General features: G+C 60.6%; 20 protein-coding genes and 1 riboswitch. Of the genes, 15 read left to right on the forward strand and 5 right to left on the reverse strand.

What is annotated here, in order from left to right; translation table 11 throughout:
• Positions 1-13: 13 nt before the first annotated feature.
• The 5 genes from PR017_RS25105 to PR017_RS25125 all read right to left on the reverse strand — a co-directional run bounded on the left by PR017_RS25105 (position 14) and on the right by PR017_RS25125 (position 5,779).
• Complete coding sequence (locus PR017_RS25105) at positions 14-1,702, reverse strand: hypothetical protein (RefSeq protein WP_425070059.1); 1,689 nt, start codon at positions 1,700-1,702, stop codon at positions 14-16.
• 23 nt (positions 1,703-1,725) lie between these two features.
• Complete coding sequence (locus tag PR017_RS25110; RefSeq protein ID WP_111221486.1) at positions 1,726-2,793, reverse strand: glycosyltransferase family 2 protein; 1,068 nt, start codon at positions 2,791-2,793, stop codon at positions 1,726-1,728.
• 168 nt (positions 2,794-2,961) lie between these two features.
• Positions 2,962-3,726: an ABC transporter ATP-binding protein gene (locus PR017_RS25115; RefSeq protein WP_111221485.1), complete on the reverse strand. Its 765-nt coding sequence runs from the start codon at positions 3,724-3,726 to the stop codon at positions 2,962-2,964.
• On the reverse strand, positions 3,723-4,766 hold the full coding sequence (locus PR017_RS25120; RefSeq protein ID WP_111221484.1) for a FecCD family ABC transporter permease: 1,044 nt from the start codon (positions 4,764-4,766) through the stop codon (positions 3,723-3,725). Before PR017_RS25120 ends, PR017_RS25115 begins: the two co-directional genes overlap by 4 nt.
• Positions 4,763-5,779, reverse strand: coding sequence for an ABC transporter substrate-binding protein (locus tag PR017_RS25125; RefSeq protein WP_111221483.1), 1,017 nt, complete (start codon positions 5,777-5,779; stop codon positions 4,763-4,765). The genes PR017_RS25120 and PR017_RS25125 overlap by 4 nt, the downstream gene beginning before the upstream one ends.
• A gap of 181 nt (positions 5,780-5,960) precedes the next feature.
• Positions 5,961-6,188, reverse strand: a riboswitch (cobalamin riboswitch).
• Positions 6,189-6,439: 251 nt separating this feature from the next.
• Between PR017_RS25125 and spdA the strand changes: the two genes are divergently transcribed.
• From spdA to PR017_RS25200, 15 genes are all read left to right on the forward strand, one after another.
• Positions 6,440-7,261: a 2', 3'cyclic nucleotide phosphodiesterase SpdA gene (spdA, locus tag PR017_RS25130; protein WP_111221482.1), complete on the forward strand. Its 822-nt coding sequence runs from the start codon at positions 6,440-6,442 to the stop codon at positions 7,259-7,261.
• 331 nt (positions 7,262-7,592) lie between these two features.
• Positions 7,593-9,749 carry a TonB-dependent siderophore receptor gene (locus PR017_RS25135; RefSeq protein ID WP_341798966.1) on the forward strand — a complete coding sequence of 719 codons (2,157 nt, stop codon included), beginning with the start codon at positions 7,593-7,595 and terminating at the stop codon, positions 9,747-9,749.
• 52 nt (positions 9,750-9,801) lie between these two features.
• Positions 9,802-10,818, forward strand: coding sequence for an ABC transporter substrate-binding protein (locus PR017_RS25140; RefSeq protein WP_206423207.1), 1,017 nt, complete (start codon positions 9,802-9,804; stop codon positions 10,816-10,818).
• A complete protein-coding gene (locus PR017_RS25145) occupies positions 10,818-11,861 on the forward strand; it encodes an iron chelate uptake ABC transporter family permease subunit (RefSeq protein WP_111221479.1) in 1,044 nt (347 codons plus the stop codon). The genes PR017_RS25140 and PR017_RS25145 overlap by 1 nt, the downstream gene beginning before the upstream one ends.
• Positions 11,858-12,901 (forward strand): FecCD family ABC transporter permease, encoded by a 1,044-nt coding sequence (locus PR017_RS25150; protein WP_240539076.1) that lies wholly within the window; start codon positions 11,858-11,860, stop codon positions 12,899-12,901. The genes PR017_RS25145 and PR017_RS25150 overlap by 4 nt, the downstream gene beginning before the upstream one ends.
• Positions 12,898-13,749, forward strand: coding sequence for an ABC transporter ATP-binding protein (locus PR017_RS25155; RefSeq protein ID WP_161959362.1), 852 nt, complete (start codon positions 12,898-12,900; stop codon positions 13,747-13,749). The genes PR017_RS25150 and PR017_RS25155 overlap by 4 nt, the downstream gene beginning before the upstream one ends.
• Positions 13,746-14,825 (forward strand): siderophore-interacting protein, encoded by a 1,080-nt coding sequence (locus tag PR017_RS25160; RefSeq protein WP_111221477.1) that lies wholly within the window; start codon positions 13,746-13,748, stop codon positions 14,823-14,825. Before PR017_RS25155 ends, PR017_RS25160 begins: the two co-directional genes overlap by 4 nt.
• A 112-nt stretch (positions 14,826-14,937) precedes the next feature.
• Positions 14,938-15,708 (forward strand): DeoR/GlpR family DNA-binding transcription regulator, encoded by a 771-nt coding sequence (locus tag PR017_RS25165; RefSeq protein WP_111221587.1) that lies wholly within the window; start codon positions 14,938-14,940, stop codon positions 15,706-15,708.
• 122 nt (positions 15,709-15,830) lie between these two features.
• Positions 15,831-17,327: a glycerol-3-phosphate dehydrogenase gene (gene glpD, locus PR017_RS25170; RefSeq protein WP_111221476.1), complete on the forward strand. Its 1,497-nt coding sequence runs from the start codon at positions 15,831-15,833 to the stop codon at positions 17,325-17,327.
• Between the two features lie 57 nt (positions 17,328-17,384).
• Positions 17,385-18,461: an ABC transporter ATP-binding protein gene (locus tag PR017_RS25175; protein ID WP_111221475.1), complete on the forward strand. Its 1,077-nt coding sequence runs from the start codon at positions 17,385-17,387 to the stop codon at positions 18,459-18,461.
• Between the two features lie 10 nt (positions 18,462-18,471).
• A complete protein-coding gene (locus PR017_RS25180) occupies positions 18,472-19,548 on the forward strand; it encodes an ABC transporter ATP-binding protein (protein WP_111221474.1) in 1,077 nt (358 codons plus the stop codon).
• Positions 19,545-20,411: a carbohydrate ABC transporter permease gene (locus PR017_RS25185; protein WP_111221473.1), complete on the forward strand. Its 867-nt coding sequence runs from the start codon at positions 19,545-19,547 to the stop codon at positions 20,409-20,411. Before PR017_RS25180 ends, PR017_RS25185 begins: the two co-directional genes overlap by 4 nt.
• A gap of 1 nt (position 20,412) precedes the next feature.
• Positions 20,413-21,261 (forward strand): carbohydrate ABC transporter permease, encoded by an 849-nt coding sequence (locus PR017_RS25190; RefSeq protein WP_240539075.1) that lies wholly within the window; start codon positions 20,413-20,415, stop codon positions 21,259-21,261.
• Positions 21,262-21,263: 2 nt separating this feature from the next.
• On the forward strand, positions 21,264-21,551 hold the full coding sequence (locus PR017_RS25195; protein ID WP_111221586.1) for a DUF2160 domain-containing protein: 288 nt from the start codon (positions 21,264-21,266) through the stop codon (positions 21,549-21,551).
• 75 nt (positions 21,552-21,626) lie between these two features.
• Complete coding sequence (locus tag PR017_RS25200) at positions 21,627-23,351, forward strand: ABC transporter substrate-binding protein (protein WP_111221472.1); 1,725 nt, start codon at positions 21,627-21,629, stop codon at positions 23,349-23,351.
• Positions 23,352-23,384 lie beyond the last annotated feature (33 nt).

The raw sequence follows: 23,384 nt of genomic DNA on the forward strand, positions 1-23,384 counted from the left end.
GCAGTTGTCGTGGTCACTCAAAAGCGGTGAGCGGGTCGGGGCAAATTACAGGCGATGTTGTGCTGAGATCGGTCACAAAACTCGCGTCAATCTTGTAGAGCCGGGCAAAGGGTTTGTCGCCTATCAACTTCAGGCCGCCTGGAAGTGCATATCCCACATATTTGTCCGGCTGGTCTGCGTTCATGATAAGAACATAGTCAAAACGCTGTCGCCAATTAGACAGATACGGCGCCAGGACGGATTCTCTTTCGAGCCAAGAAGGGCAACTCAGTACGCCGGTCGATGATAAATTACCTTCTGGCACCGCAATGGAAGACCATGGCGGCAACACCATAAGAGGCTGCTTGCCGCGTGCTGTGAAGACTGCAGGAACAAAGGATTGTGCGAAGGGTATCGCCAATGTCGGGAGGTGCCGGAAGGTGTCTTCGCCCCAGGCATAGTGTCTCTGCCATGCGCCCAGGGGATCGGTGAGCACAAGATGAGCGAGAGGTAGAATGGCCGACCCCGGTGGGACTGATTCCAATACCGATATGACGTCGTTGGCGTCGTTTTCGCCTTGCCACCAATTGTAGCCTATCCATGCGGTGCGCCCGAAGACAACGAGGGTCAAGGCGAGCATTATGACACGTGCCTCGTGTCGCGCCAGTTTTGGCAGCGGACAGAACATCACCATGCCAGTGAGAGCGGCCATTATGGGAAAGCGCCAGCTTATCCAGCCGGTCCCCATCATGCTGCGGGGGGAAAGGCAGGCGATGATGGTGAGACCGAGTGCTGCTATCGCGAGCCCCATGTGCATCCTGAACCTGCCGGTGCGGGCAGCGTTCGTGCAGACCAGGACTACAGGGTTAAGCAGCATCACATCGACCACGGAGACATAAGTCCAAATCGCCGAGAACAGGTTCATCATCTGCCGGGTCGGCGTGGCGTTCCACATCGTCTCCAATCCCAGCGCCTTCCCAGGTAAGACCGGCGACCGCAGAAACAACAGAACCGGGAAAATCGTGCAAGCCAGGAAGGCAAGCGCTATCCGAATGGCCAATCTGCTCCAATTGGCCAATGAACGGCGCAGGTCTAGCCGGGGAGAGACTTCGAGGCCGCAGATCAGCGCAAGGTAGAACCCCAGTGAGAATAGATGCATTATCGTCAAAAGCAGGGAAGCCAGAAGCCGCCAGACGAATAACGCCCGTCTGTTCCTGACCTGTAAATGCAGATCGACCGATGCAAACAGCAATGCTAAGCCGAGGCCGATCTGGAAGTTGATGAAGCCGCCGATAAGCGTCGCGCACCATGCAAGGTAGAGCATTGCGATCTGCCAATAGTAAGATCCGCCGAACACCGTACGATGCAGTATTATGGCGCCTATTGGCGGGAGCACGACCGCTGCAAAGAGAATAGCGCGTGCCAGCACGTTGACACCGATCAGCGGTCCAAGATAGCGGGCCATAAGATCTATGCCGAGATTTGTGAAGGTGCCGTGCCAGTCGAGCGCATAGATTTGCGCGAGATGGACTTCCGTAATGCCGCCTGCGATCAGCCACATGCGTGTATAGTGGTTCGCATAATCGAGGAGCGGCGGAAACTTGAACGCCGTCACCATCAGTCCCACGATGCCGAGGAAGACGAAAATCGGGGTGTTAGTGTTCTGCAGGACCGAAACCGCGGTTCCTTTCGGTGCGGTTTCGCACTGTGCATCTGTGGGCATATCAACGACGAGGTCGACGGGCCTCATCGGACGGCCCTTGCCCTTGCATTCTCCGGCTGTTCGCCTCCATCCTGCAAGGCTGACGCGATTGCCCTGCGCTTTCCTGCGGCGTCTAAATCTGAGAAATCGCTGGTTAACGTCAGATCTCGTCCATTTTGCAGCAGGCTCTCGATCATGAACATCGGCCGTCGTTTGCTTTCCTGCACCAATCGCCCCAGATATTCGCCAATAATTCCGATGCATATCAATTGGATGGCGCTGAAGGCGGTGACGGCACACATGATACTGGACCAGCCAACGATCGTGTCACCAGAGAGCCACCGTGCGATCGAAAAGATGAGCAGCAAAAATGCAATGCCCGCAGTCGCAAGCCCGAGGATAGTACTGACACGCAGCGGAGTTGTCGAAAAACTCGTAACGGCGTCCAACGCAAAGCCAATCATTTTGCGCAGAGGATATTTGGTTTCGCCAGCAAAACGTGCGTCGCGTTCGTAGGGCAAGGCAACTTGTCGCCCGCCGATCCAGCTGACCATGCCTCGTATGAACCGATCACGCTCCGGCATAGCCAGCAGGATGTCGACAACCCGGCGGCGCATCAGCCGGAAGTCGCCCGTGTCGCGCGGTATCGTGACAGATGCCAGCCGGGAAAGAAGACGGTAAAAAAGCGAAGCCGAGGCACGCTTGAACCACGTTTCGCCCTGACGGTGACAACGCTGGCCGTAGACCACATCGGCGCCACGATCCATGATCGGCATCATCATCAACAATAGTTCCGGTGGATCCTGCAGGTCCGCATCGATCAAGAGGATACGCTCGCCGCGGCATGCAGCGAGCCCAGCGGTAGCCGCCAGCTGGTGGCCATGATTACGCATCAGGCGTACCCCAAGGATCTGGGGCACGTGTGCTGTCATTGCAGCAATTATATTCCAAGTTTCGTCGCTTGAGCCGTCATCGACCAAAACAATCTCGAAATCCTCACCGGCTACCGATCGAGCAGCCGCGACGCAGCGACGGCAGAATTCCGATATCCCCTCCTGCTCGTTGTAGCAGGGCGCAACGATTGAGAGGATGAGTGGTGAAATATTTGTCATATGCGCTCGTCAATGTTCAGCGCGTAGCTCAACCTTCAAAGATCAAGATTTTCTTGCAACGCAGCAGAAATGCTCGATCACGGCTACCGCTATCCTTCGACATTCGGATGTTGCGCAGAGTATTGGCCGTGAGGGCCCCACACACACATTTGCCACGCCTCCCGAGGCCTAGGCGAGCAGGTACTGGATGTGGCAACGGCCGTGGATCGCGGACTTTTCTACGTGGGCTTTTACTCCGAAGACGGTGCCGATGAGGTGTTCGGTGAGGACGTCTTCAGGTGATCCGGCGGCGACGACCTTGCCGTCTTGCAAGACCACAAGGCTGTCGCAGAACATGGCCGCAAGATTGAGGTCGTGAAGGGCGACGATGCAGGTGATATCGAGTTTGGCAACAAGCGACAGGATATCCAGCTGGTGCTGGATATCGAGATGGTTTGTCGGCTCGTCGAGTAGCAGCTCGGTCGGAGCCTGCGCCAGCGCCCGGGCAATGTGCACCCGCTGACGCTCGCCGCCCGACAGCGTCTGCCATAGTTGGGCTGCCCGGGTCTGCATGTCGACGCGAGCGAGCGCGATCTCGACGGCGGCATCGTCGTCGCTGTTCCAGGTGGAGAGCAGCCCTCGATGCGGCGTGCGGCCGAGGCGGACGACGTCTGCCACGGTCAACGGCGTGTCCGTCGTCGATTGCTGCTCGACGAAGCCAATGCGGCGCGAGATTTCGCCCCGCGACAAGCCAGCCACATCCTGTTCTCCGAGACGTATGATGCCGCTGCGGACTTTCCGCAACCGGCAGATCAGGCGCAGCAGGCTGGATTTCCCCGATCCGTTTGGCCCGAGCAGGCCGAGAACCTTGCCTTGCTCGATCGCCAGGCTGATGCCGTCGACGATGAGCGTGTTGCCGGCTGCATAGGTGACGTCGTCGACGGATATGCTCATGGGGTCCTCCGGACACGATAGAGGATGACGGCAAAAGCGGGCGCTCCGAAGAGAGCCGTGACAACGCCTATCGGCAGGATTTGCTGGGGGATGATGATGCGGGAGGCGATATCGGCTCCGACCATGAAGATCGCACCGCCAAGGGCGGTCGCCGGCAGCAGGCGCCCGTGCGACGGCCCGACCAGGAAGCGCGCGGCGTGCGGAATGACAAGCCCGACGAAGCCGATCGAGCCGACCATGCTGACGACGCTCGCCGTCATGACGGCGGTCGTGCCAAGGAGCACGACCTGCACGCGGCGCACCGGGATGCCGAGGGAGGTCGCCGCGTCGGCGCCGAAGACGAAGGCGTCGAGCGCCCTGACATGGCAGAGGCAGACGATGAAGCCCGCCAAGGTCACGGGTGCGGAGAGATAGACGTCCGGCCAGCGCACGCCGCTCATCGAACCGAGCAGCCAGAACAACACGCCGCGCGCCTGCTCGGCATTGGCAGACGTCGTGACGATGTAGGAAGTCAGGGCATTGAACAACTGCGATCCGGCAACGCCGCAGAGAATGATCCGCTCGCCCGACCCGCCTGCTCCTGAGGCCAGAATGCCCACCAGCGCAAAGGCGACGACGGCACCGATGAATGCGCCGCCGGACAGGCCGAGAACGTTTGCGCCGAGCCCGAGGATCGTGATGCAAACGGCCCCTGTCGAGGCGCCTGCCGAAATGCCAAGCACATAGGGTTCGGCCAGCGGGTTGCGCAGCAGGGCCTGAAGCACGGCGCCGCAGAGCGCCAGCGAGGCTCCGGCACTGGCTGCAACCAGTGCCCGGCTGAGACGGTAATCCCAGACGATGCCCTGGTGAATACGGTCGATTGCAAATCCCGTGCCGAAGATGCGGTTCGACACAGCCTCTGCCGTCGTCTGCAACGGGATGGAGATCTCCCCTACGGAAACTGCAAGGCTGATCGAAAATCCGAGGAGGAAGATGGCGGCAATGGCGAGCGCCGGAAGCGCCCACCATCTGCGCCGTGTTACGACTGCGCTGTTGCTCACCGGGTCAGACCGAAGGACCTGATGCCATTTGCAAGAACCTCGATGCCGTCGATCGTCCGGATCGTCGGGTTCATTGACTGCGCATCCATCATCACAAATCGTTTGTTCCTGACGGCGTCCATTTCGCTGGTGACGGGATCGTTCTGCAGGAAGTCCAGCTTCACCTTGGGATCGTCTGCCGCATAGCGGCGGCGATCCATGGTGGCGATGACGATGACGGCCGGGTTCGCCTGGGATATCGTTTCCCAGCCGACAAGCGGCCATTCCTCCTCTGTCGTCACGACGTTGCGCGCATCGAGGGCCTTCATCATATAGGCTGGAGCACCGTTCTTGCCGGCTATGAAGGCATCGCCGCGCACCTCCTTGCTCGAGAACCAGAAGACGATCGGCAGGTGCTTGGCGGCAGCCCCTTCAACGGATGCCACAGCGGTGGCCTCGCGTTTCCTGAGGTCGGCGATCAGGGCATCGCCGCGGTCCTTGATATCGAACACTTCGGAGAGTTGGGCGATCTCCTGATAGACCAGATCCATGCTGAACATCTGCTTGCGGACCCCGTCTCCGCCGTCGGCATTGACTTTGGCGACACAATCGGCTGGTGAAATATAGGTGTTTATGCCGAGGTCGGAGAATTGCTCCCGCTTTCCGACGGAACCCTGCGGTCCGACATGCCACTCGAATTCCGCAGCCACCAGGTCGGGTTGGCGTCCGACGACGGATTCGAAGCTCGGATCGTTGTCGGCCAGCCTTTTGATCTTACTGTTGGCCTCCGCATATTGCGGAAGCACGGGGCCTACCCAAACGGCCGTGCCGACGATCTTGTCGGCAAGGCCGAGAGACAGGAGAACTTCGGTCATCCCCTGGCCGATGGATACTATCTTCGAAGGCGGCTTGGTGAAGGTCTCCTGCTGGCCGCAGTTGGTTATCGAAAGTGGATAGGTCGTCGCCGCAAATGCGGGGGCGGCCATGCCGAGAAGCCCGCAGGCAAGCGTAATGCTGGACAGAAACTGACGCATGAAAAATATCTCGATTTTATGGGACGGCGAGCGCCCTGGTGCCGCAGGCATGCGGCAGCGAGGCAAGCTGAGATCAAAGCGTCAGCTGTCGGAAGCCCAATCGAGCCGGAGATGCGCCAGGCTATAGCGAAAATTCAGGTGAGACATATCTTTTCCTTTCCGGGCATCCCCGCCCGGGTTGATGGGATAGCGCTTGACGGCAGGTCTCCTGACTTGCGGATATGCGCCGATCATCTGTCTTCCCGCGAAACTTTCGCAGTGACATGGCCCTGAGGCCCTGGGATGAGCAGCAATCCGCTTACAGTTGCGGGGGCAGTCACGGTCTTGGTCCCATTCGGGTGGCCCTCACCGTGTTCCCTATTAATCCCCTTGGAGTCATCCTAAGGGAACCGTCGATTGCATCTATGACAGGCCTGCAACGGCGGTCAAGGTGGGCGGCTCTCGCAAAATTTCGCACAGGTCGGAAATCCATCATTGCTCTATAAAATGTTATAACGTTACATTATTGTTAAAATGCAGGCAGTCAAGTGTCTTGTTGCGGTAGCAATCAAACAGGCTGCTGACGCAAACCTGTTGCAAACGACGTGCAAGGTCTGGAATGTGCGAACCGGAAACATGCCCGACGAAAGGCATTCCGGGCATCGCAGGCAGGAGTAGCGCATGAGCAAAATTATTATATTCACCGATCTGCACATGGTTCTCGAGGGAGAGACGATCATCGGCCTAGATCCCTATCAGCGCCTTTCGAGAGGGATAGATCATGTCAACCTGCATCACCGCGATGCTGAGTTTGCGGTGATGACGGGCGACCTCTCGCACCGCGGCAGTCGCCAATCCTATGCGAGACTGCGCGAACTGCTCGGCACGCTCGAAATTCCCGTCCACCTGCTGGTTGGCAACCACGACAATCGCGAAAACTTCATTGCGGCCTACCCTGAAAGCCCGCGTGACGAGCACGGCTTCATCCAGCAGCGGATCGAGACCGAAAAAGGCGTCATGCTTCTGCTCGATACGCTTTCCGGGCCGCCCTATGTCTCGCCGGACGTTCATGCCGGGGTGCTGTGCGACAATCGGCTTGCCTGGTTGAAGCAGAACCTCGCCGGTGCCGGCGACCGGCCCGTCTACATCTTCATGCATCACCCGCCGCTCGACACCGGGTTTCCCGGGATGGACAAGATCAAGCTTCGGAACGGCGAGGAGTTTTACGATATCCTTGCCGAATACGGGAATGTCCGTCACATCTTCGCCGGCCATGTTCACCGCACGATTGGCGGCTCCCATCGCGGTATACCTTTCTCGATATTCAAGAGCCCGGTCCATCAGCAGCCGATGGTATTCGACACGGAGGATACCTCTCTCTCCGTCGATGAACCGGGCGCCTACGGCATCGTTTTCCTGAAACCGCAGGGATGCCTCGTTCATGTCGAGGATTACGAACTGTCCAACCATTCGATATCGGGCAGCGACGCGCTCGGTAACTGAGACATATGTCCTGAACCGGGCGCTCTATGGAGGTCCGGACAACGTGCCCTACCGTCGGACTATGCCGCGCCGCCTCGTATTCAGGCCACTTCCATGACACCGACGTTGACCGGGAGGTTAACGCCGGTGTTTTTGCATCGCAAATCTCCGGTTGCCGCGCGCCCTCTCGGCAAGACCGGTGGAAAGATCGGAAAATTTGCCGGCAATAGTTGACATCACAAGTCAACAAACAATACAGGAGTTAAATAGTCAACTTATTGATCATCGTCGTTGGTCGGTATTCCGCAGACTTTTCAGGTATTTGATAGATTTATTGCAGGGGGCTGCCGTGATGTTTCGCGAGGCTAGGACGACTGTATCGCCGGCGGGCACATCCTTTAAGACGACGACCGGACGTCTGATGGTCGCGCTTCTGTCGAGTTCGGCGCTGCTTGCTGCAACCCCGGTTTTCGCGCAGTCGGACGACGCGCAGGCAACGACGCTTGCCAAGATCACCATTGCGGGTCAAGGCGACCGAGCTGGCACCATCGACAAGACGATTGTCGCAAAGAGTTCCCGCTCCAGCAGCAAGACCGACACGCCGCTTCTCGACGCGCCGGCCTCGGTTTCCGTCGTCACCGCCAAGGAAATGAAGGAGCGCGGTGTCACAAACCTCGACCAGGCTTTGGCCTACACGCCCGGCGTTTCCACCGACATCTACGGCTCCGACGATCGCTACGACCACTTTTTGATCCGCGGCTTCTACCAGACGACCGACGGCACTTTTCGGGACGGTCTGCCGATGCGTGTCGGTGGCTCCTTTACCGCCAGCCGCCTCGAGCCGTACGGCATGGAACTGATCGATGTATTGAAGGGCTCCAACTCCACGCTGTTCGGCCTTTCCGGCCCCGGCGGTATCGTCAATGCAGTCACCAAGGTCCCGCAAGACCGGGAATTTGGGGAGGTCTATACGACGGTTGGCGACGGACATGTCGAGACCGGCACCGACTTCGGCGGAGCGCTCGACAAGGATGGCATCTGGACCTACCGCGTCACCGGAAAATGGCAGAATGCCAATGCCGGCATCGACCATACCAACGACGATCGCGTTTACGTCGCGCCGGCGCTGACCTGGTCGCCGGACACCGACACCACCGTCACCATCCTGACGGATTACAACAAGCGCGACGGCAACCCCGGCCATGCCATTCCCTACAAGTCGGGAATCGATTCCGAGACCTATCTCGGTGAGCCCGATTTCGACAGGGTCGACACCATCGAGCGCAATGTCGGCTATCAGCTGCGCCACGATTTTGGCAACGGTTTCGAGTTCCGGCAGAATGCCCGTTACACCGATCTCGACATGACCTATCAGCAGATCTATCTCGGAACTGCCGATCCTGCCTCGAGCCGCGCGGCATTGGCAATTTATGGCCATAGCAAGCGATTTCAGATCGACAACCAGCTCCAATATGACGGCAGCTACGGCCCGTTCGAAAGCCGCACGCTCCTGGGCGCCGATTATGGCCGCGACAGCAACAGCGAACGTCGCCTCGACGGTTCTGCCGGTGGCGTCCTCGATGACAGCAACCCCGTCTATTGCGGCACTCGCTGCATTTCGTTCGGCGCACCCGTGGACACAAGGACAAGGCTGACAACTGCGGGCACATACCTCCAGGAACAGCTGACGATTAATGAGCGCTGGATCCTGACGCTCGGTGGCCGCTACGATCACGCCGACACCATGTCGGAGAGCTCTGGCATCCGCGACGACGCGGTCGACACGAATTTCTCCAAGCGCGCCGGGCTTACCTTCAAGGCAACCCCCGAGCTCTCGGTCTACGCCAATTATTCGGAATCTTTCCAGCCGCTGGCAGCAAGCCGCTCGACCTTCCTCGGCACGCCCAAGCCGCAGGAGGGCACACAGTACGAAATCGGTGCAAAATACCGGCCCGAGGGTATGGATGCGCTGTTTACCCTCGCGCTGTTCGACCTGACCCAGAAAAACGTGGCACAGTGGGCGTCGGACTATTCCTACCAGTACCAGGTGGGCAAGGTGAACGTGAAGGGTATCGAGTTCGAGAGCAAGGTCGCACTCACCGACCGGCTGAACCTGACGGCAGGCTATTCGTATTGGGACGCTCGGATCAAGGATGACGCGACCACGGGGCTGATCGGCAACCGGCCCGAGCTCGTTCCCAACCACATGGCAACGCTCTGGGCCGACTATACCATTCCCGGCAAAGGCGCGATCGGTGACATCAATGTCGGGATGGGCGCCCGTTTTGTCGGCAAGACGTTCGGCGACAATGCCAACACGCTGCCGCTTGCCTCGAGAACGGTCTTCGACGCGGCGCTCAACTACAAGTTCAAGAACGGCGTTGCCCTGGCCGTCAACGCCACCAATATCTTCGACAAGGAATATGTAGCCAGCATCGACGACTACAGTCTGGCCGCCTACTACGGCGACCGTCGCGCAGTGCGGGCGACCCTGCGCTACACCTGGTAGCGCCTCCGGTAAGCTATCTCCGGGCGCAATCACAAATACAGGAATGGATCTCATGGCTCTCCCCGTTACCAGTCGTCGCGACCTGCTGTGTGGGCTCGCGACCGCTCTGCTGGCGCCAGCCCTGATGCACACCCCCGCCATTGCTGCCGACGGGCCGCTGCAATTCGACCATGCCTTCGGCGTGACTGCCCTGCCGAGGCCCGCCACGCGCGTTGTGTCGCTTGGATACCTCACCCAGGATCCCTTGCTCGCGCTCGAGGTCATCCCGCTTGCGATCCGCGACTGGTTCGGTAACCAGCCGTCTGCAGTCTGGCCCTGGGCTCAACCTTTTCTGAAGGACGCCCGCCCCGCTGTCATCAAGGGCAATGTCGGGCTGGAACTCGTCGCGACCTTGCAGCCGGATCTGATTGTTGGCATCGGGTCAGGCATATCGGAAGCAGAATATGCCGGGCTTTCGCGCATTGCGCCCGTGCTGATGCAGCCGAAGGCGTTTCCGGCCTACGGCATGCCGTGGGATGAGATGACACGGCTCATCGGTCGCGCAGTCGGCAAAGATCGTCTGGCCGACGAACTGGTTGCCAAAACCAGGAATGACTTTGCGGCCGCGCGCCAGCGGCATCCGGATTGGGCCGGACGCACTGCCGTCGCCGCCTATCACTACGGCAGCGAGACTGGATTTTTCGCATCCTCGGACACCCGCGGCCATTTCCTGACCGAGCTCGGATTTACCCCAACTGCCGCCAACCGCCTGCTCGACGGTTCCAAAAACTTCTACCAGAAGCTCTCGCCGGAAGACCTGTCCGCTCTCGAAGCGGACCTCGTCATGTGGGTATCGTCTCCCGAGACTGCGACGGATCTCGCGGCCCTGCCGATGCGCCGTGTCCTGAAAGCCCATTCCGAGGGTCGCGAAGTCTTTGCAGGCGGCACGGTCGCAGCCGCCCTTTCTTTCGGCAGCGTGCTGTCGTTGCCCTTCGTTTTATCCGCGCTCGAGGCCGATATCGCAGCAGCACTCGATGGCGATCCCAAGACACCCGTAGCCTCTGCGGTCCGCGCCGGAATTGCCCCTTGATGCCGTCCGCCACAACACCGCCGGCGCGCACAGCGGGAAAGCGCCATGCAGTCCGGCGACGATTGGCAATTGCCGCTGCAGGCTGCCTGCTGCTGGTAGTCCTGTGCCTGATCAGCCTGGCGGTCGGCGCCCGTTCTGTCTCGATTTCCACCGTCTTCGATGCGCTGACGGCCTATGACGCTCGCCTGCCGGATCACATCGCGGTTCGGGACTATCGCTTGCCGCGCACGCTGCTCGGGCTTTTATGCGGAGCGGGTTTCGGTGTGTCCGGTGCCATCATCCAGGCGATCACCCGCAATGCGTTGGCCGATCCCGGTCTGCTCGGCGTCAATGCCGGCGCTGTCTTTTTCGTGACGATCGCTGCCGGCGTATTCGGCCTGCAGGCCGTCAGCACCTATCTTTGGTTCGCCTTTCTCGGGGCCATTGTCGTCACTGTGATCGTCTATGCGCTCGGATCGCTCGGTCGCGCCGGAGCGACCCCGGTCCGGCTGCTGCTTGCCGGCGTCGCGATCAATGCGGTGCTTGGCGGCATCGGATCGGCCATCGTGCTGCTCGATCCGGTCGGCTTCGACAGCATGCGGCTCTGGTCGATCGGCGCTCTCGGTGGCCGCGACATGGCGGTGGTGTCTGCGGTGGCGCCGTTCATTATTGTGGGGCTTGCCATCGCAGGCGTCATCGCACCGGCGCTGAATTCGTTAGCGCTCGGCAATGATACCGCCCGGGCGTTGGGGACCCATGTTATCCGCACCCGCGTGCTGGCTGCGGTGTCCGTGACCCTTCTTGCCGGTGGCGGCACGGCGGCGGTCGGACCGATCGGCTTTATCGGTCTTATGACGCCGCATGTCGTCCGCTGGCTGTTGGGCCCCGATCAACGGCTGATTTTCGCCGGTACGATGATCTTTGCGCCAATTCTGCTGCTGTCCGCCGATATCGTCGGGCGCCTTCTCCTGCCAGGCGAGCTGGAAGCTGGTATCGTCACCGCCTTCATCGGTGCTCCCGTGCTCATCCTGCTGGTGCAGCGTCAGAAAGTGAGCGGCTTGTGAAGGCGGCGGCGGATCCGGGCGTCATTGTTCTGCGCTCACCTCGCGGGCGGCTTTCTCTGCGGCTGCGCAGCCGGACTGTTATCGCCTGCGCCATCATGCTGTTCGTCTGCCTCCTGCTCGTACTGCTGTCGCTCGTCTCCGGCGACTATGCGGTTTCAATATCGGGTGTGGCGCGGACGCTTTCGGGGCGGGGCGACCAGATGCAGGAAATGATTGTTCTCGAATGGCGTTTGCCCCGCGCCCTGCTTGCGCTGCTGATCGGCGCCGCACTTGGGATCAGTGGCGGCATCTTCCAGTCGTTGACGCGCAATCCGCTCGGTTCGCCGGATATCATCGGCTTTTCCGCGGGCGCCCACACCGGCGCGCTGGTGGCGATGCTGCTGTTGTCGGAGGGCTATTTAGGGACAGCCACGGGCGCACTGATCGGCGGTCTGGCAACGGCGATCGCAGTCTACATGCTGACCTATCGAGGGGGTATCGACGGATTTCGGCTGATCGTCGTCGGTATCGCCGTCGCCGCCATGCTGTCTGCCGCCAATGTCTGGATGATCCGCAAGGCAGACCTGCAGGTTGCGATGTCGGCTGCCATGTGGGCGGCAGGCTCGCTGAACGGCCTCGGCCTTGATCGACTGCTGGCGGTATCGGTGGCGCTGGCAGTGCTCGTGCCTATGGCCGTTGCCCTGGCAAGGCCGCTCCGTCAGCTCGAACTCGGCGACGAGGCGGCGCTTTCGTCTGGTGTGTCCCCGGATCGCGTCCGGCTGGCGCTGGCCGTCATCGGCGTGGCGCTGATCGCGGTAGCGACAGCTGCGGCAGGCCCCATCGCCTTCATCGCACTAGCAGCGCCACAGCTTGCACGGCGCGTGACCCGGTCGGCCGGGGTGGCGCTCGTGCCATCGGCGCTGATGGGCGGAATGCTGCTCGTCGCCGCGGACTGGGCAGCCCAGCACGCGCTAGGCCTCCAGCTGCCGGTCGGCGTGATGACGTTCAATATCGGCGGCCTATATTTCATATGGGTGCTAGTCAGCGAGGGACGCAAATGACGACGGCCAGACTGCGCGCGGAAGCAGTGACTTTGCGCTACCGGGAGTTGACGGTCGCCCGCGAGCTCTCGGTGACTATTCCGGATAACGCATTTACCGTTATCGTCGGCCCGAATGCCTGCGGCAAGTCGACATTGCTGCGGGCCTTGTCGCGCCTGCTGCGGCCGACGCAGGGGGAGATCATCCTCGACGGGGCCAGCATAGGCAGTCTGCCGGCCAGGGACGTGGCGCGTCGGCTCGGGCTTTTGCCCCAAAGTTCGATCGCGCCTGACGGCATTACCGTCGAAGACCTCGTGTCGCGCGGCCGTTATCCGCACCAGTCCATCTTTCGCCAGTGGTCGGCGGCCGATCAGCAGGCCGTCGCCGCTTCGATGTCAGCGACGGGCGTCGCCGACATTGCCACCCGGCTCGTCGACGAACTGTCCGGTGGGCAACGACAGAGGGTCTGGCTCGCCATGGTTCTGGCCCAGCAGACGCCGATCCTGCTCCTCGACGAGCCAACCACCTTTCTCGACATCACGCACCAGATCGACCTGCTCGACCTTTTGGCCGATATCAATGCCGACGGGCGCACCGTCGTGGCGGTGCTGCATGATCTCAACCATGCCTGCCGCTATGCCACGCACCTGATCGCGATGCGCGACGGCGCCATCGTTGCGGAAGGCCCGCCGGCAGCGATCGTGACCGAGCAACTGATCGAAGACGTCTTCGGCCTTGCCTGCGTCATCGTCCCGGATCCGGTGACGGGAACCCCTATGATCGTGCCGCGCGGGCGCCACTCGGCAGCGCAAGCCCGGCCGGTAGCCGACGTCCCCCGTCCCGCTGCAGACAAGGAGGATATCGCATGAGTGTGGCGCAGGAATTCAAATTGAGCGGCGTCGCAATTCCACGTGATGCCGCGGCCATGCTGGATGAGATCTGCGAGCATTTCGTCGAGCACTCCACCGTCGAGAGGGCGGGCAATCTGGCGCTGCTGACGAGCGAAACGGGACTTGTCGCCATCCGCCTCGACGACAGCCGCCTGCTCATAGAACTCACCTGCGCGACCGAACAGGCGCTGCAGTTGAGCTGCAACAACGTTGCAGAGCATCTCGTCTACTTCGCCGGTAAAGAACCTTTCGAGCTTAGCTGGTCGAAGCCACCCGCTCCCGGCATTCTCCCCGATCTGCGCGAAGTGACCGTGCTGTCCGCAGAGGATGTCACGCCGCATATGCGAAGGGTCAAATTCAGCTGCGAGGATATCGCGCCGTTCAGCGGTGGCGGCATGCATGTGCGTGTTCTGCTGCCGCCGGACGGACGCATGCCGGTCTGGCCTATCCTGCTGCCGGACGGCAGGACGGGCTGGCCCGAGGGGAAAGACGAACTCGCGGTGCGCGTCTATACGATCCGCGCCGTCGACGTCGCACGCCGCGAACTATGGATCGATTTTCTCCAGCATGCCACGCACGGTGTCGCGGTGCCCGGTGCCGAATTTGCGCGCAACGCGAGACCGGGGCAAAAGCTGGCACTTCTAGGTCCCGGCGGCGGTGGTATTCCGCAGGCGTCGTCCATGCTCCTCGCAGGCGATGCGACGGCGCTTCCAGCCATCGCCCGGATCGCGGCAGAGGTGCCGGCCAATACCCGCATACAGGCGATCATCGAGGTGGAGGATGCAGGAGAGGAGCAACCCTTGCCGACATCGGGAACTCTGGATGTCCGCTGGCTCCATCGGAAGGATGGCGGGAGCGATGCCGGCAATCGGTTCGGCGACGCAGTCAGGGCTGCAATCAGCACTGTGGAGGCGCAGACCTATGTCTGGGTGGCCTGCGAGAGAGACGAGATGCGACCCATTCGCGCGCTTCTGAAGCAAAGCCATGAACGCAAGCTTACCTATGCGGCGTGGTATTGGGAGAAGGCAAAGCCTGACGGCGCAAACCAGCCGTGATGGATTTAGCGTCGGTTTCGTGCTGTTGACGAACAGATCACCTTATAGTTTTCTCTTTCATTGCGGTTAAGTTCGCTTTCGCGCAAACTCGATGCCAGCGAAGGATGAATCGATGTTTTTGACAGATCGCCAGACCGAGATCGTTGCTCTTGCCAAATCGACGGGGCGTGTTCTCGTCGACGATCTCGCGACGCGTTTCAATGTGACGCCGCAAACCATACGCAAGGATCTCAACGATCTCTGCGACGGGCAGATGCTGACGCGCATGCACGGCGGCGCCAGCCTGCCCAGCGGTACAGCGAATGTGCGCTACGAACAGCGGCGCCAGATAGCCTCGGCCGAGAAGCAGTCGATCGGCGCGGCGGCTGCCCAGCTCATTCCCAACAACGCGTCGCTGTTCATCAATATCGGCACGACGACCGAGGCCGTGAGCGAGGCCTTGATCGCCCATCACGAACTCATGGTGATCACTAACAACATCAATGTTGCCAATAGGTTGCGTCTATATTCGGCAATCGAAGTCGTGGTTGCGGGTGGCGTCGTGCGCGCCTCGGACGGCGGCATCGTCGGGGAAGCCGCCGTCGATTTCATCCGGCAATTCAAGGTAGACTACGCGGTTATCGGCGCCTCCGCCATCGATTCCGACGGCGCCCTTCTCGACTACGATTTTCGCGAGGTGAAGGTCGCGCAGGCGATTATCGCCAATGCCCGCCACGTCATTCTGGTGGCGGACTCCACCAAATTCGAGCGGACGGCGCCGGTGCGGATCGGCCAGTTGTCGCAGGTTCAGACATTGATCACCGACCACTGTTCCGTGGAGGCCATCCGAACGATCTGCCACGACAGCAACGTCGCCCTGATCGAGACTTCCAAAGCAAGCTGACCCGCGAAACTTTCGTTTGACATTCGTTATGTTTTCGTTTCAGATGGCTTCAATACCGCAAGCGCAATAAATTTTTGCATTGCGAAGGTCTGGCTCTTGGGGGAGAGGCAGTGGGGGATAGCATGTTCGATCTTTTTGTCATTGGCGGCGGCATCAACGGCTGCGGCATTGCGCGCGACGCGGCCGGCCGTGGCTATAAGGTCGCGCTTGCGGAAATGAACGATTTCGCCTCAGGCACGTCTTCCGGATCGACGAAGCTCATCCACGGTGGTCTGCGCTATCTCGAACACTACGAATTCCGGCTGGTTCGCGAATCGCTGATGGAGCGGGAGGTGCTGTGGGCCATGGCGCCGCATATTATCTGGCCGATGCGCTTCGTCCTGCCCTACCAGAAGGGCGGCATCCGCCCGGCTTGGCTCATTCGCCTCGGGCTCTTCCTCTACGACCATATCGGCGGCCGAAAGCTGCTTCCGGCCACGTCCGTTGTCGACATGCGCAAGGATCCGGCAGGCAAACCGTTGAAATCGCTCTTTAGCAAAGCCTTTGAGTATTCCGACGGATGGGTCGACGATGCGCGGCTTGTCGTCCTCAACGCCCGGGATGCGGCCGATCGCGGCGCCCAGATCATGCCCCGGACCCGCGTGCGGTCGGCGCGCTGGGAAAAGGATGCGTGGTTCATCGAGACGCAGGACATGGCGACGGGCCGGATCGATAGCTTCCAGGCCCGCATGCTTGTCAACGCGGCGGGCCCCTGGGTCGATCAGGTGCTGTCCAGCGCATTCGGCAATAACCAGGTTCACAATGTGCGGCTGGTCCAGGGCAGCCACATCGTCGTCAGGAAGAAGTTCGACGATCCACGCGCCTATTTCTTCCAGAATCCTGACAATCGCATCATCTTCGCCATCCCCTACGAGCAGGACTTTACCCTCATCGGCACGACCGACCAGGATTTCGAGGGCGATCCGAAGGATATCCGCATCACGCAGCGCGAGGTCGACTATCTCTGCAGCGCCGCCAGCGAATATTTCGCCGAGCCGGTCACGCCTGATGACATCGTCTGGTCCTATTCCGGGGTTCGTCCGCTGTTCGACGACGGCGCCTCGAAGGCGCAGGAAGCGACACGGGACTATGTCCTGAAGCGCGAGGAACTGCCCGGTGGTGGTGAACTGCTCAACATCTTCGGTGGCAAGCTTACCACCTACAGGCGCCTTGCAGAGCACGCGCTGGAGAAGATTGGCGAGGCTATCGGTGTGAAGGGCAAGGTCTGGACGGCCGGCAGCAGCCTGCCCGGCGGTGCGTTTGCCGCGACGGGCTATGAAAGCGAAGTTGCCAAGCTCAAGGGCGCCTACCCGTTCCTTGCCGACCGCCACGCCCGACGGCTTGTCCGGCTCTACGGCACGAACGCGGCGCCGCTGCTCGGCAAGGCCGAAAGCGCGTCCGATCTCGGCCGTCATTTCGGCGACGACCTTTTCGAATGCGAGGTCAGGTGGCTGATCGACGAGGAATGGGCGAGGCACGCGGAGGACGTGCTTTGGCGCCGGACCAAAAAGGGACTGTATCTGTCGAAGGATCAGGCCGCAGAACTTGAGACTTTTATCGCCGGGGTGATTGCGCACTAGGAGCGTTTGCCGCTTGAGGAAATATCACCGCTGGTTTGGAGGAGGCACGGGGATTTAATGCTGGAATTGCGAAATGTGGCCAAGATGGCGGGCAGCGAATATCATATTCACCCTTCCAACCTTGTCCTTCAGGGAGGTACACTGAACGTCCTGCTGGGTCCGACCTTATCCGGCAAGACGTCTATGATGCGGCTGATGGCCGGGCTGGACAAGCCAACCTCGGGAACGGTTCACTTCGATGGCATCGACGTTACCGGCCTGCCGGTGCAGAAGCGCTCGGTCGCCATGGTCTATCAGCAGTTCATCAATTATCCGGCGATGACGGTCTACGAGAATATCGCATCGCCAATGCGGATTGCCGGCAAGGATAAGCAGACGGTGGATCGCGAGGTCCGCAAGGCCGCCGAGCTCATGAAGCTGACGCCCTATCTCGACCGCCTGCCGCTCAACCTCTCCGGTGGCCAGCAGCAGCGCACGGCGCTGGCGCGTGCCATCGTCAAGAACGCCCGCCTCGTTCTGCTCGACGAGCCGCTCGCCAATCTAGATTACAAGCTCCGCGAGGAGTTGCGCGAGGAACTGCCGCGCCTGTTTGCGGCCTCGGGATCGATCTTCGTTTATGCCACGACCGAACCGTCCGAGGCCCTGCTGCTCGGCGGCAACACCGCGTCGCTCAGCGAAGGGCGTATCAGCCAGTTCGGTCCGACCATAGACGTCTATCGCAATCCCGCCGATCTCGTCACCGCCCGGACCTTCGCCGATCCGCCACTGAACACGATCGCACTGGTGCGCGCCGGCAATGCGCTGCAGCGCGACGGAGAAACGATCCTGCAGCTGCCGGACCACCTCGCCAGCGTGCCGGAAGGTCCGTGCGTCATAGCCTTCCAGCCTCACCATCTGTCCGTCGGAAGGCGGCACGAAACTTCGGCAGCCCTCAAGGCCCGGGTGATCATCTCCGAAATCGCCGGGTCCGAAAGCTTTATCCACGTGGAGGCGGCAGGCTCGCGCTGGGTGATGCTGGAACATGGCATCCACGATATCGATCCCGACACCATCGTCGACCTGTTCGTCGATACCCGCCACCTGATGGCCTTCGATACCGTGGGGCACTCGATTGCCCGCGCGGCGAACGGATAGGAGACCGGAAATGGCACGCATCACGCTCGATCACATCCGCCATGCCTATGCGCCGAACCCGACGGCAGACAAGGATTATGCGCTCCGCGAAGTCCACCACGAGTGGCGCGACGGCGGCGCCTATGCGCTGCTGGGGCCTTCCGGTTGCGGCAAGACGACCTTGCTCAACATCATCTCGGGCCTGCTGCGCCCTTCGCACGGCCGCATCCTCTTCGACGGTCGCGATGTCACCGACCTGCCGACGCAGGAGCGCAACATTGCCCAGGTCTTCCAGTTTCCGGTCGTCTACGACACCATGACGGTCTACGACAACCTGGCATTTCCGCTGCGCAACAGGGGCATGGTGGAAGCAGATGTAGACCGCCGGGTGCGCGAGACGCTCGACATGATAGATCTTGCGAGCTGGGCGAACCGCAAGGCGAGCGGTCTTACCGCCGATCAGAAGCAGAAAATCTCCCTCGGCCGTGGTCTCGTGCGCAACGACGTCAGCGCGATCCTGTTCGACGAGCCGCTGACGGTCATCGATCCGCATATGAAATGGCAGCTTCGGTCGCAACTGAAGCTGCTGCACAAGCAGTTCGGCTACACCATGGTCTATGTGACCCATGACCAGACGGAGGCGCTCACCTTCGCAGACAAGGTCGTCGTCATGTACGACGGACAGATCGTCCAGATCGGGACGCCGGCCGAGCTGTTCGAGCGGCCAAGCCACACTTTCGTCGGCTATTTCATCGGCTCGCCGGGCATGAACGTCATGGCGGCGCGCGTCGAAGGCAGCTCCGTGCATGTCGGCGACCAGACCCTGGCGCTCGGCTATGCGCCCGACACCGGCAAGGCCGTGAAGACAGAGCTCGGTATTCGCCCTGAATTCATCCGCATCGCCCGCGACGGCATGCCGGTGACGATCAGCAAGGTCGAGGATATCGGCCGCCAGAAAATCGTACGCGCAGAGTTTTCGGGCCAGCCGATTGCCATCATCGTCCCCGAAGACGGCGAGATCCCATCCGAGCCGCGGATCACCTTCGATCCCGCCGCCATCAGTATCTACGCCGATTCCTGGCGTGTCGGCCGTGAGGAACGGGCATGAACAAGCCATGGAACAACAAGGCCTGGTTCCTCGTCATGCCGGTGCTGGTGCTGGTGGCCTTTTCGGCGGTGATCCCGCTGATGACGGTGGTCAATTATTCGGTCCAGGACACGTTCGGGAACAACCAGTTCTTCTGGGCCGGTACCGACTGGTTCGTCCAGACGCTGAAATCCGACCGCTTCTGGTCGGCGCTGGAACGCAACCTTGTGTTCTCTTTCATCATCCTCGCGCTCGAAATTCCGCTCGGGATATTCATCGCGCTGAACATGCCGAAAAAGGGGCTCGGCGTCCCCGTCTGCCTGGTGCTGATGGCGCTACCGCTGCTCATTCCCTGGAACGTGGTCGGAACGATCTGGCAGGTGTTCGGACGCGGCGATATCGGGTTGCTTGGGCATACGCTGAACTCCATGGGCATCGACTACAACTACGTGCGCAATCCGCTCGATGCCTGGCTCACCGTCATCGTCATGGATGTCTGGCACTGGACGAGCCTCGTGGTGCTGCTGTGCTATGCCGGACTGGTGTCAATTCCGGATGCTTTTTACCAAGCCGCCAAGATCGACGGCGCGTCCGGCATGGCGGTATTCCGCTACATCCAGTTGCCGAAAATGAAGCGGGTGCTGACCATCGCCATCCTGCTGCGCTTCATGGACAGCTTCATGATCTACACCGAGCCTTTCGTCGTCACCGGCGGCGGACCTGGCAACTCGACCACGTTCCTGTCGATCGATTTGGTGAAGACCGCGCTCGGACAGTTCGATCTCGGCCCGGCTGCGGCCATGTCGATCATCTACTTCCTGATCATCCTGCTGCTCTCATGGGTTTTCTACACCGTGATGACCAGCTACGACGCGGAGACCTGATATGGCTATCGCTCACGCTCCATCCGCCAATCCGGTCCTCAAGGCAGAGGGATCGCGCTTCGGCTTCCTGATCCCGACGATCTATATTCTGTGCCTGCTGCTGCCGATCTACTGGCTGGTCAATATGAGCTTCAAGACCAACGAGGAAATCGTTTCCTCGATGACGCTCTATCCCCACGCCCCGACGCTGCACAACTATGTCATCATCTTTACCGACAGTGCCTGGTATTCCGGCTACATCAACTCGATCATCTATGTGGTCATGAACATGGTGATCTCGGTTTCTGCTGCGCTGCCGGCCGCCTATGCCTTCTCACGCTACCGCTTCCTCGGCGACAAACACCTGTTCTTCTGGCTGCTGACCAACCGCATGGCACCGCCAGCGGTCTTTGCCCTGCCGTTCTTCCAGCTCTACTCGGCCTTCGGACTGATCGATACGCACATCGCCGTCGCTCTCGCCCACTGCCTCTTCAACGTGCCGCTGGCGGTGTGGATTCTCGAGGGTTTCATGTCCGGTGTGCCGAAGGAGATCGATGAGATGTCCTATATCGATGGCTATTCCTTCCCGCGTTTCTTCGTGAAGATCTTTATTCCGCTGATCGCCAGCGGCATCGGGGTGGCGGCGTTCTTCTGCTTCATGTTCTCCTGGGTTGAGTTGCTACTCGCCCGGACGCTGACGACGACCGACGCCAAGCCGATAGCGGCAACGATGACCAGAACCGTCTCGGCTGCCGGTATGGACTGGGGACTGCTCGCGGCGGCAGGCGTGCTGACGCTGATCCCCGGTGCGCTCGTTATCTACTTCGTTCGAAACTACATCGCCAAGGGCTTTGCCCTCGGGAGGGTATGATCATGAACCTCGATTTCAGCTGGATGGCATGGACGCCGCCGACGATCATTTTCTTCGTGGTGATATTCGCCCTGCTGCTGGGCATGGGGCTTTGGGAATATGTCTCGCCGGGCGGGAATCCGCGCGTTGGCATCCTGCATTTCGAAACGACCCGCGGCGATCGGTTCTTCGTGTCGCTGCTCGGTTCCGCATTCATTCATCTCGCATGGCTGGGTCTTGTCGGACCCAACCTGTGGTGGGCTCTTGCTCTCTCCGTTGCCTACGCCGTCGGCGTATTCCGCTTCGTCTGAGGCAAGTCGATACGGGTCGCCGATATTCGGCGCTCCGGGACTGACACAACTGCAATCGCAATTCGGGAGGATATTATGCGAACGCATCTACTGACGACAACGGCAGCCTTGTTGCTGGCCGTGACTGGGACTGCCTATGCGGGAATGGAGGAGGCAAAGACCTTTCTCGGCAAGGAAATCGGCGACATGTCGACGCTGTCGCCGGCAGAGCAGGAAAAGGAAATGCAGTGGTTCGTGGACGCTGCCAAGCCTTTCAAAGGCATGGAAATCAAGGTCGTCTCGGAATCCCTGACCACCCACCAGTATGAATCGCAGGTGCTGGCACCGGCCTTTACCGCCATCACCGGCATCAAGGTCACCCACGACGTCATCCAGGAAGGCGACGTCGTCGAAAAGATCCAGACGCAGATGCAGACCGGCCAGAACCTCTATGACGGCTGGGTCAACGACTCCGACCTGATCGGCACCCACTGGCGCTACCAGCAGGTCCGCAACCTGACCGACTGGATGGCCGGCGAAGGCAAGGACGTGACCAATCCCGGTCTCGATCTCAAGGACTTCATCGGTACGTCCTTCACCACAGCTCCGGACAAGAAGCTCTACCAACTTCCCGACCAGCAGTTCGCCAACCTCTACTGGTTCCGGTACGATTGGTTCAACGACGCGAAGAACAAGGCCGATTTCAAGGCCAAATACGGTTACGAGCTCGGGGTGCCGGTCAACTGGTCGGCCTATGAGGATATTGCCGAATTCTTCACCGGCCGCGATGTCGGTGGCAAGAAGGTCTTCGGCCATATGGACTACGGCAAGAAGGACCCGTCGCTCGGCTGGCGCTTCACCGACGCCTGGCTTTCCATGGCCGGAAACGGCGACAAGGGGTTGCCGAACGGCCTTCCCGTCGACGAATGGGGCATCAAGGTCGACGACAAATCCCGTCCGGTCGGCTCCTGCGTTGCGCGCGGTGGCGACACCAACGGACCTGCAGCCGTCTACTCGATCCAGAAATATCTGGATTGGATCAAGGCCTATGCTCCCCAGGAATCGCAGGGCATGACCTTCTCCGAATCCGGCCCCGTGCCGGCACAGGGGAATATCGCCCAGCAGATCTTCTGGTACACGGCGTTCACTGCCGACATGGTCAAGCCCGGCCTGCCGGTCATGAACGACGACGGCACGCCGAAATGGCGCATGGCTCCAAGCCCGCATGGCGTCTACTGGAAGAACGGCATGAAGCTCGGCTACCAGGACGTCGGATCTTGGACGCTGATGAAATCGACACCGACCGACCGCGCCAAGGCCGCCTGGCTCTACGCGCAGTTCGTCACTTCGAAGACGGTCGACGTCAAGAAGAGCCATGTCGGCCTGACCTTCATCCGCGAGTCGACCATCCGCGACAAGAGCTTCACCGAGCGCGCACCGAAGCTTGGCGGCCTGATCGAGTTCTATCGCTCGCCCGCCCGCGTGCAATGGTCGCCAACAGGCACCAACGTCCCGGATTATCCGAAACTTGCCCAGCTCTGGTGGCAGGCTATCGGCGATGCGGCATCCGGTGCCAAGACGGCGCAGGCGTCCATGGATTCGCTTTGCGAAGCCCAGGAAAAGGTCATGGAGCGCATCGAGCGGTCCAAGGTCCAGGGCGATATTGGCCCCAAACTCGCCGAAGAGCATGATCTGGCCTACTGGAACAAGGATGCCGTCTCCAAGGGCAACCTTGCACCTCAGCTGAAGATTGCCGAGGAGAAGGAAAAGCCGCAGACCGTAAACTACGACGAGCTGGTGAAGAGCTGGCAGTCCAAGTAACGGGATCTACAGGCTTGGGCCCGATGGCCTGAG

Origin of the sequence: Rhizobium tumorigenes (assembly GCF_003240565.2) — a bacterium.
Lineage (GTDB): Bacteria > Pseudomonadota > Alphaproteobacteria > Rhizobiales > Rhizobiaceae > Rhizobium > Rhizobium tumorigenes.